The following is a 12,334-nucleotide window of genomic DNA, read 5'->3' as shown; positions in this document are numbered from 1 at the left end:
CGGATCGCGTCCGGTGTCAGGCGTCCTCAGCGGATGATGTTGATCAACGCGGACATCATGTCCTGGGCGGTCGAGATAACCTTCGTATTGGCGGAATATGCCTGTTGGGTTACGATCATCTTAGAAAATTCGCCCGCAATGTCGGTATTCGACTGCTCCACGTTGCTGCCGACGACGGTGGTTCCGTTCAGTCCGACGAGGGCCGTGCCGGACTCGAGGGTCTGCTGATAGGTGCCGTTCGAATTCGCTTTCAGGCCGTCCGAGTTGGTGAACTGCACCACCTTGATGTTCGCCAGCGCGATGGTGTTGCCGTTGCTGTAGGTACCGGAGACCTTGCCGTCGGTGGTGATGCTGAGGCCGGTGAGTGTCCCCGAGGTGTAGCCGTCCTGAGTCTGGGTATTTGTCGTCACGGTGCCGCCGGCCGAGGTGTAGGCCGTCAGGCCGCCGCTGCCGTAATTGAGCTGAATGTTGCCCAGATTAACGTCGCCGACCGTGAGAGCAGGAATGGTCACCGCGTTGGAGGCTGGCGAAATCAGCTGACCGCTGCTGTTGAACTGGAAATCCGTACCGGCATTGACCCAGGACGTTCCGGAATCCGACACGGTGCTCTTGTCGGCATAGTACAGATTCCAGACATCGTTAGTCGCCGGGGTCGCCCCGTTGGCCGCTGCGCCGTTCTGAACTTTCGCCCACCGCATCTGGATGCCGACTGGTCCACCGCTCGGCGTGTAGGCGGTGAGTGCCGGCCCAGCGATGCTGGTTGCAACGAATTTCTGTATGTCTGCCGGATCGGAGATTTTGACCTGCGCGCCCGTCGAACTCGCTCTCCACGCGGAATCGCCGATGAGTTCCGAGTTCGGCTTGTTGGCGTCCGCGGCGGATGTCGCTGGCGTCTTGGGCAGGTTGGCCGAGTAGGTGATCGTTGTGGTGGCGTGCGCCGGTATGATCGAATTCGAGACCTTAATCGGTCCTTCTCCGGTCGCTTGTCCGGTCAGCGGGTCTAGGCTGCTGCCCTTGAGATAGGCGCCCCCGCCGTTGACGAGGTACCCGTCCTTGTCCAGAGCGAAGTCGCCGCGTCGCGTATAGGAATCGCCGGTCGCGAAGTTTGACTGGCCGTTGGCGTCGCCGGACTTGGTGGCCACGGCGAAGAAGCCCTCCCCGTTCAACGCCATGTTCGTGCCGATGTCGGTGGCGTTCAGGTTGCCCTGCACCGTCGTGGTCTGGCGAGAATTCGCCGCGACCGATCCGGCGACCTGCCGGCTCGGCGTCTGCTGCTCGGCGACTAGGTCGACGAAGCTCGTATCGACCCGCTTGAATCCGGTCGTCTGGGAATTCGCGATGTTGCCCGAGATGTTGTCGAGCGAGAACGCCTGCGCCTTGAGGCCGGAAACGGCCGTCTGCATCGCGGTGAAGACATCCATGGCCGAAAACCTTGCGTCACGGTGGCAGTGCCGGCGCGTTCCCGCACGGCTTCAGCCTCATCGAGCAATCGGCATGCCATGGTCAAGTCGTTGATTATCCGTCGATATTCGTGACCGGTACCCGGCAGGAATCGTACTGTGCTTCGTCCCATCGGCAGCTTTTGCCGGGTCAACGGTCGCAGGCGAGGTCGTTTACGTGCCGTTATCGTCGTCGCGTCTAAGGTCGCCGGAACAAGGTGGTGGATCGAAATCATGAGAGCCAAACGGTCGACCCTCGTCCATCTGATCTACTTCTCGCGACTCAACCTCGCGGCGGACGCGGCGACGCGCACCCGGCAGATCGGCGAGATCACGCGGCAGGCGCAGAAGAAGAACGAGTTCTCGGTGATCACCAGCTTCCTGCTCATCGAGCAGAACTTCGCTGCGCAGGTCATCGAGGGCGAGCGGGCTTCGGTGAGCGAGACCTTTGCCCGGATCAGCAACGATTCGCGGCATCGTGACGTGCAGATCGTGGAATGGCGCGAGATCCTGAAACGTGAGTTCGTGAACTCCTTCACCACGGGGATCCGGAGTCCGGTCAACGACGCGATCTTCCAGAAGGCCAACCTGCTCCCGATGTTCCAGCGCGGAACGCCGAAGGGCATCGCGATCCATGCCCTCGCGGCGACCCTTCAGGCGGAGTCGATGACGAAGCAGGGTATCGACCACCTCTTCGTCTGATGCTGCGGTTGCGTGGCGCGCCGTCGTCGCCCCGTCCTCAAACCCGTGAAATTCCATGAGCGATACGCCCGCGATCCTCATCGTCGATGACCAGGAGAAGTTGCTCAAGCTGGTCATCCTTCTGATGAATCGGCTTGGCTTTCCCGATGTCGAGGGCGTGACCGATGCGGTCACGGCCCTCGAGCGCATGCGGGAGCGCCGCTACGCGCTCGTGATCTCCGATCTCGACATGGAGCCGATGGACGGCCTCTCGTTCCTGCGGGAGATCCGGGCGGACGACGCCCTGATGAACACGCCGTTCCTGCTGACGGAAGCCTCGTTCGACTTCGAGGACATCAACCTCGCCCACCAGGCGGGCGCCGATGCCTTCATCCTCAAGCCCTTCGACATGTCGGTGCTGAAGGCCAAGCTGAAGCAGGTCATCAATCGCAAGCCGCGCCGGCGCGAGGCGCCGCTGGCCACCGAATCGGCCCTGAGCATCGACTTCCCGATGTTGGGAAAGTTCTGAGGCCGACCGTCGGTCTCAGGCGGGGATGACCCGCCTGTAGAGGTGCCAGGTCGCATGACCGAGAATCGGCATCACCACCGCGAGGCCGACGAAGAGTGGCAGCGACCCGAGGATGAGCAGGCCGGCCACGATGAAGCCCCAGGCCGTCAGGGTCCGCGGATTGCGCCGGAAGGCGGCGAGCGAGGTTTCGAGCGCCGTCAGCATGTCCACGTCCCGGTCCACGAGCATCGGCACCGAGACCACGCTGAGCGCGAGGACCACGAGGGAGAAGGCGAAACCCACGAGATTGCCGATGACGATCAGGGCCCAGCCCCGCGGGGTGGTAAGCACGTCCTGAGCGAAGGCAAAGATCGAATCCGGCACGCTCGTTCCGTAGAGCGCCCAGTAGATCCCCTGCGCCACCACCAGCCAGCAGGCGAAGACCACCGCCAGCAGCAGTCCGAGCCCGGCGAGGGCGCCCGCAGCCGGACGTGTCAGGTTGGCGAAGGCGTAGGCCCAGTCGGTGGACAGGCCCTTCTCGCGGCGGCGGCTCAGTTCGTAGAGGCCGATCGCCGCGAAGGGGCCGATCAGGGCGAAACCCGCCGCCAGGGGAAAGACCAGGGGCAGGACCTCGGTGCCGAAGGCGGCGGTGGCCAGCACGATGCCGACGAGGGGATAGATCAGCCCGATGAAGAGGGCGTGGGTCGGCATCGCCAGGAAATCGTCGACGCCGCGGCGCAGCGCCATCGAGAGGTCGTGCCCGTCGATGGCGTTCACCACCGGACGGGCCATGCTGTGGCCGAAATCGTGAACCGGAAGGGTCGTCATGGCTCAAGCCCTCACGCAGGGAGGATGCCCACGACGTCGGCGCCCGAGCCCGTCTCGGCAAGACAAAAGCCCTTCCGGACCCAATCCCGCCGCGCATGCCCGTGCGTGCTTGCGCCGAGAGCGACTACCCTCGACGCTAATCCCTTTCGGCGGTCTTGTCTTCAGCCGCGCGGATATGCGAGCGAAGATTTTCGGATACTGTCTGCCGCGGCGCGAAAGCTTGGCGCTGGGCGGCCTGTGTCAGGCCGCGCGCTTCTGATAGTCCTTGATGTCGCTGAAGCGGACCTCCGGGGCGCGCTCCTCCTCGTAGCGCAGGGAGAAGGCCGTCGTGGCCATGAAGACCGGGGCCCCATCGAGGTCGCTCGCCATGGCGGAGCCGTGGCTGCCGATGAACTTGTCGAGTTCGGGCTCCTTCTCGGCGGTGATCCAGCGGCAGATCGAGAACCGGGTCGGCTCGTAGTCGATCGGCAGGCCGTACTCCGCCTGGAGACGCTCCTTCAGCACGTCGAGCTGCAGGGCGCCCACGACGCCGACGATAGCCTGGGAGCCGTCATGCGGGCGGAAGACCTGCACGACGCCTTCCTCGCCCATCTGCTGCAGGGCCTCCTTCAGCTTCTTCGCCTTCATGGCGTCGGTGAGCTTGATCCGCCGCAGGATCTCGGGCGCGAAGCTCGGCACGCCGCGGAACACGATCTCCTCGCCCTCGGTCAGGGTGTCGCCGATGCGCAGGGTGCCGTGGTTCGGAATGCCAACCACGTCACCCGCAAAGGCTTCGTCCGCGATCGCCCGGTCCTGAGCGAAGAAGAACTGCGGCGCGGAGAGCGACATCGGTTTGCCGGTGCGGACCAGCTTGGCCTTCATGCCCCGATTCAGGCGCCCCGAGCAGACCCGCATGAAGGCGATGCGGTCGCGGTGGTTCGGATCCATGTTCGCCTGGATCTTGAAGACGAAGCCGGTCATCTTCGGCTCGGTCGGCTCTACGAGGCGCTTGTCGGCATCCTGGCCGCGCGGTGGCGGTGCGAAGCGGGCAAGCCCGTCGATCAGGTCGCGCACGCCGAAATTGCGCAGGGCCGAGCCGAAGAACACCGGCGTCAGGTGGCCCTCGCGGAACGCCGCGAGGTCGAAGCGCTTCAGTCCGGTTTCGGCGAGCTCCGCCTCCTCCCGCCAGGTCGCGGCCTCACCGTCCTCGGTCAGCAGCTGGTCGAAGAGCGGATCGTCGACGCCCGTCACCGCCACAGTCCCGGCATCGTCCGCCGCGTCGAGGCGGCGCACCCGGCCGTTGCCGAGGTCGTAGGTGCCGGCGAAGCTTCGCCCGCGACCGATCGGCCAGGTCACCGGCGCCACGTCGAGGGCGAGCACCTTCTCGATCTCGTCGAGGAGCTCGAAGGGGTCGCGCGCCTCGCGGTCGAGCTTGTTGATGAAGGTGACGATGGGGATGTCGCGCAGGCGGCAGACTTCGAACAGCTTGCGGGTACGCGCCTCGATGCCCTTGGCGGCATCGATCACCATCACGGCCGAATCGACCGCCGTCAGGGTGCGGTAGGTGTCCTCGGAGAAGTCCTCGTGGCCGGGGGTGTCGAGGAGGTTGAAGACGCAGTCGCCGTATTCGAAGGTCATCACCGAGGTGACGACGGAGATGCCGCGCTCCTTCTCGATGCCCATCCAGTCCGAGCGGGTCGAGACCCGGTTGCGCTTGGCCTTGACCTCGCCGGCGAGCTGGATCGCGCCGCCGAACAGCAGCAGCTTCTCGGTGAGCGTGGTCTTGCCGGCATCCGGGTGCGAGATGATCGCGAAGGTGCGGCGGCGGGCGACGGGGTCGGCCTTCGCCTCCGGCGGCTTGATCTCAGACGGCATCAGCATGGCGAGCAAAAATTTCCGGGTCCGCCGTGGGCGGCACTGCATTCGCGACGGATAAGCGACGAAGGGGTGTTCTGTAGGCGTTTCGGACGCGATGCGCAAAACTCAGCCGCGTCCGAGATAGGGCATGGCGGTGGCCATCACGGTGAGGAACGGGACGTTGGCCGAGAGCGGCAGGCCCGCCATGTAGACCACGGCGTCGGCGACATGCCGCACATCCATCACGGGCTCGGGGCGAATGCTGCCATCCGCCTGCCGGGCGCCCTTGACGATGCCCGCCGTCATCTCCGTCTCGGCATTGCCGACGTCGATCTGCCCGCAGGCGATGTCGAAGGGGCGCCCGTCCAGGGCCGTCGCCTTGGTCAGGCCGGTGATCGCGTGCTTGGTGGCCGCGTAGGGCGCCGAATGCGGCCGCGGCGCCTGCGCGGCGATGGAGCCGTTGTTGATGATGCGCCCGCCCCGAGGATCCTGCGCCTTCATCATCCGGAAGGCACCTTGCGTGCACAGGAACGCACCGGTGAGGTTCACGTCGACCGAGCGTCGCCAGTCGTCGAGGGCGACCGTGTCGATCGCCGCTGCGGGGGTGAAGAGCCCGGCATTGTTGAAGAGGAGGTCGAGCCGCCCGAACCGCTCGCCCACCCGGGCGAACAGCCGCGCCACCGAATCCGCGTCCGCCACGTCCGTTTCTACCGCCTCCGCGGCCACGCCGGCCGCCCGCGCCGTTCCGGCCACGGCCTCCAGAGGGGCCAAGCGCCGCCCGGCCAGGGCAAGATCATAGCCGGCCACGGCCAGCGCCAGGGCCACGCTCCGTCCGATCCCCGACCCTGCCCCCGTTACCACCGCGATCCGCCCGCTCATGTCCCAACGCCTCCCGCTGAACCCGCGAGAGCCATAAGCGTCCCCTCCCCCTGTTGCCAGCACCCGATACTGCGTCTAGACACCTCTCCGCCGAGCGCGATGGGGCGTCGCCAAGTGGTAAGGCAGCGGTTTTTGGTACCGCCATTCCCAGGTTCGAATCCTGGCGCCCCAGCCAAACTTTCCTTGTGTTTCAGCTGGATGGCTAGTCGGACTTCTCGGCCACATCAGAACAGACCGTGTTTTTGGGACGCACATGAGTCGGCACAGTCGACGGGGGCATACGAAGCGCCGCCTGTGACCCTTCGGCCATAGGTCCGCTGCCCCGCCTCCCCTATCTCGTCCGGCCCGCATCAACCGCCGGATCCCATGCCAACGTCACCCAAGCCGAAGATGGTCCCCGCTGACCCGAAGCTCTGGCGCGGGGGGCTTCCTTGACCTCCGAACCAGCGTCGTCCCCTGCCCGGGCTTCCTGCTGCAGTCATGGGGCGGCGCGCACGAGGCGTGCGTCGAGTTCTTGGATCGCTGGGCCGACAAGGCGGCAGCCCTCGGCTGGACGACCCTCGAGGTCTTCGGCGTACACCCTGAGGTCGGTACGATCCGACCTGATTTCTGCGGCGCCATGGTTCTCAGCGCCGAGCGGGTTTCCGCGATCACCGACAAGCAAATGCGGTTCGGGAACATGACGTTCTATCGGGACAAGCCGGGTTGGCCCAGCGGCGCGGTGCCGCTGTGGCTGTTCGGGCGGTGACGCTGCCCGAATCTATGCGTATCGACGGAAATAACGGAGCATGACCGAATCGACAACACGGTTTTCCTAGCCGGCGCTCTAACAGATGAGAATGTCAGCGCGGCCGTTGACGCCCACTTAGCGGATCCGAACATCACTGCCTCCGCGTTCGAGGATGGCTATCGTATCGATCTCATGGGAGCTGTGAGCCCACATGGAGAGCCCTCAGTGGCCGACGCCAATGCCGGCGAGGATTCTGACGCCCGATGGAAGCGGAGAGCAGTTCGTGCCGCGATACTATTGCGCCGACTGGAGAAGTCGCCAGGAACTCAAGGGCGTACCGCGAACATTAAGCAAAATCCGGGTACATTGAATTTGCAAATCAATTCTCGAATGTGACTTATGGGGAACGTTTTTGATTGATATTCGAATAGATAGTGCGAATGGAAGCCATGATTCGACGGACTGCCTTATGTCCTTTCAATACACAGCATCCCTCAACGATCCAACTGGATCTTCTCTCCGCAGTGCCGTTCTTGCGCTCGCAAATGCCGCTGCCGCGAAGTGGTAAAGTTATCTTAGTGGACTAGGGGCGCTAGATATTCAATTTAATATTAGAAAGACCCAGACTTAATCAAATTTCTACTATGTAAACGGTGGATGGATTGCTAGCACACCTATTGGAACTGACAACGAGCATACGGTTTTTCAAAGTGGCGCCGCATGCGAACTTGCTACCGGCAAGGACTTGAATGGAACACAGCTGGATATCGTTGTTAAAATCGATCCTAGTTTTCAGAATTTGCAGCTCGATCCTAACGCCAGCCCGTCAGCAAATCAGATCAGTGGTCTCAGCTTGTTTGAGCACGAGATTGCGCATGGGTTAGGGTTTGGAGGCTTCCGAGATCAAACGACTGGTGCTCTTAGCACCAATGAGACGACTTGGGACAAATTCACAATGGTCACCGGAGATGGTACTGCCTATCTAACCGGTTCCGTAGCGGAGGCAGTCTATGGGAGTGGTGTCCCAGAGACCACGGTCAGGAATGGGGAGCAGTACGCGCATATCAGCAACATCGCCTCGGATCGCGCAGCCAACGATCTCATGGCCAGCCTATTGTTTAAAGCGGGTCAAAATTATGCGATAAGCGATCTGGATCTCGCAATACTTAAGTATATGGGCCTAACCGTTACATCCAAGGTTAGAGACTATCCGACCGTGTCTAATGAAAGCCCAAGACTGCACAACGTTTTTCGTTTTTATCAAACGGGAACAGGTGACCATTTTTGTACGACCGATTTTAATGAGCGAGGGTCGATCGAGAATACTAGTCAAGTCTATAAGTTTGAGGGCACGCCTTGGTCAACGCCTGACAAAGCTGCAAATACAATCGATACATTCCGCTTCTACGATACGCATACAAGAGACCATTTCTACACGACCAGCGCAAGCGAGCGGGATGCAATCGAACAGATCCTCGGGACAAAATATTACTATGAAGGTGCCGGGTTTGAAATTTATGGAAATGAGGGCGCTGACGGTACCTTTGCCCTTAAGCGCTTTTACAACACCCAAAGTGGTCAGCACCACTTCGCCACAATGAATGAGGCGGACGGTATTCGTCACGGCTCTGCCGGCGTAAATTGGGTAGACGAGGGCAAAGCCTTCGTGGTGCAAAACCCAGCTGGAGATGTCCTCTTCGCTTAGAAATCAACAAACCTCCTCAATTTCGCCGATTCTTTAATTTATTTATCCGAGCGCAGCGATAATCTTACGGATGTCAATGCATAATTGTATGCAAATCCGTATCGGCAGCACTTTAGGGTCTGAACCGAACCAAGGCATTGCGAGAGGGATGGTTTTGTGATTCAGAGCCGCCGTTTTCCAGCACGGAGGTGGCGATGGCGGACCTGTTCTGGCTTTCGGACGAGCAATGGGCGGTCATGGAACCGTTCATGCCCAAGAACCAGCCTGGGCCAGAGCGGAACGACGATCGGCAGGTCATCTTCGGCATCCTGCACGTACTCACCTCAGGCTGCCGCTGGCGCGACTGCCCAACCGCGTATGGCCCGCGCACTGTGCAGTCCCGCGGTGTGGTGGCATCAGTTTAGCTGAGGTCGCTTCATACCGGGAGGCGTTATGGGACAGGTTCTTCACGGCTGCGCCACGACCACGCACGCGGTCAGAGCAGCGCTACAGCGATCGAAAGCTTCGCTCAAAGAGCTTGCCGCACAGCATGGACTGAACCCCAAGACGGTCGCGAAGTGGCGTAAGCGCGCCTTCGTGCATGACGCGGTGATGGGACCGAAGACGCCGCGCTCGACGGTGCTCACGACCGAAGAGGAGGCGATGATCGTTGCCTTCCGCCGGCACACCCTCTTGCCGCTCGACGACTGCCTGTACGCGCTCCAGGCCACCATCCCGCACCTGACCCGCTCGTCGCTGCATCGCTGTCTGCAGCGCCACGGGATCAGCCGGTTACCCGAGGTCGGCGGCGACAAACCCGGTAAGCAAGCCTTCAAGGCCTACCCGATCGGCTTCTTCCATATCGACATCGCGGAAGTTCGCACCGGCGAAGGCAAGCTGTACCTTTGGGTGGCCATAGACAGGACATCCAAATACGCCTTTGCCCAGCTGCACGAACGCGCTGATCGGCCCGTGGCCTTCGCCTTCCTGGAGGCGCTCATTGAGGCTTGTCCTTACCGCCTGCACATCATCTTGACCGACAACGGCATCCAGTTCGCCGAGCTGCCCAAGAACCGTCGAGGCCCGACTGCCCTGTACCGCGTCAACCGCTTCGATCAGATCTGCCGGGCGCACGACATTGAGCATCGGCTCACCAAGCCAAACCACCCGTGGACCAATGGCTAGGTCGGGCGCATGAACCGGACTCTCACGGAGGCGACGGTCAAGCGCTACCATTACGATAGCCACGACCAACTGCGAGACCACCTCGCCGCCTTCCTGGATGCCTACAACTTCGCTCGCCGGCTCAAGACCCTACGCGGCCTTACGCCATACGAGGCGACCTGTAGAGCCTGGGCAGACGATCCAAGCCGGTTCAGATACGATCCGACCCATCTCGCCTCGCGACTGAACACCTAGGTCTAGGGCGTGGCAGAGGCCGTGAAGGCGCAACCGTGGGCCAAGGCGACGGTCGCGAATCGGGAAGCGACCGAACACCTGCGCCGCGCCGCGCCGCCGTACGCACCGCGATCCTACTCGCACTGCCGGACAAGTCATGAGCCTGCAAGCACCCACACTCGACGAGATCCAGCATGCGGTCGCGCTCCTCAGGGGCCGGGGCCGGAAGGTGGAAACCATTCCGGGAAACAAGGCAGGCCTCTACAAGATCGATGCCCACCTCAGCACGGCACACGGCGTGATGAGGCATGCGGTGATGGTCGGCATGAAGCCGCAGAGGCCCTTTGGCAGCCCTACCGAGCAGCAGAGGGAGGAATGAGCGAGGCGCCGCGCCCAGCCGGAGAAGCCGTGAGTGACGAGACGCCCTGCCCTGACGCGAGATCACGACCGACGACTACCACCCGCGCATCTTTCCCGCGACGACGACCAGTTCGGAGTGGATTGCATCGAGCAAGTGCGTGCACGAGCTCCTGCTTCAGCGGCACCAGGGCGAAATCCGGCTGTGCCTGATCCTACGCGAGGCGGTCGACCTCACTCGCGGCCCGAAGGCGAACCCGCTCTGGTGCTGAGACTATGATCCAGGACCGGATGCGATCAGCTGTGTGGCCGAGATCTGGATTCAGACCAAAGACGGCCGACGACGGCGAGTCGGCGAGCGGAGATCCGCTCGCTCAAACGCAAAAGCTCCGCTCGGCAGATGCCGGCGGGGTTTGGGGGCGTGCGAACCCTGGTGTAAGGGGAGTGGTGAGAGCAACGATATTCCTCCCTTGGTGTGCGCACAGCTTGCAATTGTGCGCTCGCACAGCTAGCGAAGGTCATCGATCACAGGTATGTGAAAATTTCGCTATTCGTGCCTTTCAGGAGCTTATTGCATGTCTGACGGAAGCAGAATTTGGGAAGACTTTATCGCTCTCAACAGCCAAGACGAACCAAAGTTCGATGTGATTCCTTGCGTCAGCGAGATTGATGAACGGCGAAACTGGACCGTCAACACGGATTTTGCATCTGCCGAGAGAATTGCAGAACTTGAAGCTAATGACCCTGATCCGTTGCCGCTCCCGCAGGACCGAGAGGGCTACAATGGTGACAGGCATTACGAGTACTGGATCTCGGGTGCGCAGTTAGCGTCCAAGATCCAGGAGAAAGCTTCGGAACATCATACTCGTCGAGAGGTGTACGCAGAGATCGGCGCCGCGAGCGGTCGGGTCGTCCGGCACCTCGCTCGACAGAAGGCTTTCAAGGAGATCTGGGCCTTTGACATCAACTGGCGGCATATCGTCTGGATGGAGCGGTATCTGCCATCCAGCATCATCCCTGTGCAGACGAGCTCTGTCCCAACATTGCCTCTGGCCGACGCCTCGGTTGATGTCTTTTCGGCGTGGTCCGTCTTCAGCCACATCGAGACTTTTGAGCTCCAGTGGCTTGCCGAGATCCGTCGCGTGCTCAAGCCTGGCGGGATCGCACTTTTGAGCATCGTCACCGAAAATCAGATCGCCCGCATGGACGAGTCGTGGCCGATGTACGTACCTCTCACGACGCACCCGCGCTGGTCGCCGCAGTTTGCTGACGAGTTGAAGGAACAGGGTAAGATCACCCTTCGCTGGCACAACGATCGCTCATATGCCTCGAACGTCGTCTACAGCACTGATTACATCCGGCGAATGTGGTCTCGAATGTTTGAGATTGTTGAGTATCAAGAGCAGTACCCAGATTATCAAGATATGATTGTGCTGAAGAAGCGCTAGACTTCAGAGGTCAAAAATTGACAAGCCCGCTGCGGCCGGAGCCGGGTGGGTGAAGGTCAAGTCTCGCTTTGGTCTGGTGTGAACGGGCCGGCGCAGAGGTTGTTCCAGGCTACGTCGGCGAGGCTCCAGTCACGAGACGGATGCCAGTCTGCCACCAATCGCCGATCCAGGGCCGCGAGCGTTCGAGATTGGGGCCGATGTCAGGCTTCGACGCGATTAGCGCGCCAACGGTAAACACCGCAATGCCGAAGCCGATCGCGAGCGCGTATTGGTTCCGGCGGGGCACCACTGGGTTGCCGTCCTCCTCGACCGTGCCGGGCGTGCAGACGTGGCACACGACGGCGATGACCGAGAGCAGGATGACCCCGCCCAGGAGCTCATTGTTCAGCCTCTAGGATGTGTCATCGCTTGAGCCAATTGATGACGGCGGCGAGGCAGAGGACGTTCATGAAACTGATGGCGGTCTTCTTGTATCGGGTGGCGATGGCACGCCATTCCTTGGGCTTGGCCCAGAGGCGTTCGACCTGATTGCGGTTGTTGTAGATC

The 12,334-nt window shown here is 61.7% G+C and carries 11 protein-coding genes, 1 tRNA gene and 2 pseudogenes; 9 read left to right on the top strand and 5 right to left on the bottom strand.

Translation table 11 applies throughout. The features are described 5' to 3' along the window. Positions 1 to 26: 26 nt before the first annotated feature. On the bottom strand, positions 27 to 1,421 hold the full coding sequence (locus tag ASF20_RS10770; RefSeq protein WP_056215930.1) for a flagellar hook-basal body complex protein: 1,395 nt from the start codon (positions 1,419 to 1,421) through the stop codon (positions 27 to 29). 252 nt (positions 1,422 to 1,673) lie between these two features. Between ASF20_RS10770 and ASF20_RS10765 the strand changes: the two genes are divergently transcribed. Both ASF20_RS10765 and ASF20_RS10760 read left to right on the top strand, forming a co-directional pair. Next, positions 1,674 to 2,141: a BLUF domain-containing protein gene (locus tag ASF20_RS10765; RefSeq protein ID WP_056274034.1), complete on the top strand. Its 468-nt coding sequence runs from the start codon at positions 1,674 to 1,676 to the stop codon at positions 2,139 to 2,141. A gap of 55 nt (positions 2,142 to 2,196) precedes the next feature. Continuing rightward, positions 2,197 to 2,649, top strand: a complete 453-nt coding sequence (locus ASF20_RS10760) for a response regulator (protein WP_056215936.1) — start codon at positions 2,197 to 2,199, stop codon at positions 2,647 to 2,649. A 15-nt stretch (positions 2,650 to 2,664) separates the two neighbouring features. Here ASF20_RS10760 and ASF20_RS10755 read toward each other — a convergent pair whose 3' ends face one another. From ASF20_RS10755 to ASF20_RS10745, 3 genes are all read right to left on the bottom strand, one after another. Beyond that, positions 2,665 to 3,456, bottom strand: coding sequence for a DUF2189 domain-containing protein (locus ASF20_RS10755; RefSeq protein WP_056274032.1), 792 nt, complete (start codon positions 3,454 to 3,456; stop codon positions 2,665 to 2,667). A gap of 240 nt (positions 3,457 to 3,696) precedes the next feature. After that, positions 3,697 to 5,316 carry a peptide chain release factor 3 gene (locus ASF20_RS10750; protein ID WP_056274029.1) on the bottom strand — a complete coding sequence of 540 codons (1,620 nt, stop codon included), beginning with the start codon at positions 5,314 to 5,316 and terminating at the stop codon, positions 3,697 to 3,699. 102 nt (positions 5,317 to 5,418) lie between these two features. Beyond that, positions 5,419 to 6,171: an SDR family oxidoreductase gene (locus ASF20_RS10745; RefSeq protein WP_056274026.1), complete on the bottom strand. Its 753-nt coding sequence runs from the start codon at positions 6,169 to 6,171 to the stop codon at positions 5,419 to 5,421. A gap of 100 nt (positions 6,172 to 6,271) precedes the next feature. On the opposite strand from ASF20_RS10745, the gene ASF20_RS10740 reads away from it, so the two are divergent. The 7 genes and pseudogenes from ASF20_RS10740 (at position 6,272) to ASF20_RS10715 (ending at position 11,788) form a co-directional block, all read left to right on the top strand. Further along, positions 6,272 to 6,346, top strand: a tRNA-Gln gene (locus tag ASF20_RS10740). Positions 6,347 to 6,685: 339 nt separating this feature from the next. Further along, the gene (locus ASF20_RS10735) at positions 6,686 to 6,919 is read left to right on the top strand and encodes a hypothetical protein (protein ID WP_056274024.1); all 234 of its coding nucleotides are present in this window, start codon (positions 6,686 to 6,688) and stop codon (positions 6,917 to 6,919) included. A 727-nt stretch (positions 6,920 to 7,646) separates the two neighbouring features. Next, a complete protein-coding gene (locus ASF20_RS23995) occupies positions 7,647 to 8,606 on the top strand; it encodes a hypothetical protein (RefSeq protein ID WP_156648030.1) in 960 nt (319 codons plus the stop codon). Between the two features lie 194 nt (positions 8,607 to 8,800). After that, a pseudogene (locus tag ASF20_RS10730) lies at positions 8,801 to 8,971 on the top strand (transposase); the annotation flags it as partial. Positions 8,972 to 9,038: 67 nt separating this feature from the next. Beyond that, positions 9,039 to 10,004: pseudogene (locus ASF20_RS10725) on the top strand (IS481 family transposase). A 136-nt stretch (positions 10,005 to 10,140) separates the two neighbouring features. Beyond that, positions 10,141 to 10,362: a hypothetical protein gene (locus ASF20_RS10720; RefSeq protein ID WP_056274021.1), complete on the top strand. Its 222-nt coding sequence runs from the start codon at positions 10,141 to 10,143 to the stop codon at positions 10,360 to 10,362. Between the two features lie 553 nt (positions 10,363 to 10,915). After that, entirely contained in the window at positions 10,916 to 11,788 is an 873-nt protein-coding gene (locus tag ASF20_RS10715; protein WP_082501286.1) for a class I SAM-dependent methyltransferase, read from the top strand. A 401-nt stretch (positions 11,789 to 12,189) separates the two neighbouring features. Here ASF20_RS10715 and ASF20_RS10705 read toward each other — a convergent pair. After that, positions 12,190 to 12,334 (bottom strand): transposase (locus tag ASF20_RS10705; RefSeq protein ID WP_156648029.1); only part of this gene is annotated, 145 nt, incomplete at its 5' end.

Source organism: Methylobacterium sp. Leaf88, assembly GCF_001422795.1.
Taxonomy (GTDB): domain Bacteria; phylum Pseudomonadota; class Alphaproteobacteria; order Rhizobiales; family Beijerinckiaceae; genus Methylobacterium.
The sequence above is the reverse complement of the archived record's forward strand: the minus strand, read 5'-3'. Positions and strand labels throughout refer to the sequence as shown.

Excerpts from the sequence above, each read along its gene's own strand:
- ASF20_RS10770 (WP_056215930.1), bottom strand. The coding sequence starts at position 1,421 with ATGGATGTCTTCACCGCGATGCAGACGGCCGTTTCCGGCCTCAAGGCG.
- ASF20_RS10765 (WP_056274034.1), top strand. The coding sequence starts at position 1,674 with ATGAGAGCCAAACGGTCGACCCTCGTCCATCTGATCTACTTCTCGCGA.
- ASF20_RS10760 (WP_056215936.1), top strand. The coding sequence starts at position 2,197 with ATGAGCGATACGCCCGCGATCCTCATCGTCGATGACCAGGAGAAGTTG.
- ASF20_RS10755 (WP_056274032.1), bottom strand. The coding sequence starts at position 3,456 with ATGACGACCCTTCCGGTTCACGATTTCGGCCACAGCATGGCCCGTCCG.
- ASF20_RS10750 (WP_056274029.1), bottom strand. The coding sequence starts at position 5,316 with ATGCTGATGCCGTCTGAGATCAAGCCGCCGGAGGCGAAGGCCGACCCC.
- ASF20_RS10745 (WP_056274026.1), bottom strand. The coding sequence starts at position 6,171 with ATGAGCGGGCGGATCGCGGTGGTAACGGGGGCAGGGTCGGGGATCGGA.
- ASF20_RS10720 (WP_056274021.1), top strand. The coding sequence starts at position 10,141 with ATGAGCCTGCAAGCACCCACACTCGACGAGATCCAGCATGCGGTCGCG.
- ASF20_RS10715 (WP_082501286.1), top strand. The coding sequence starts at position 10,916 with ATGTCTGACGGAAGCAGAATTTGGGAAGACTTTATCGCTCTCAACAGC.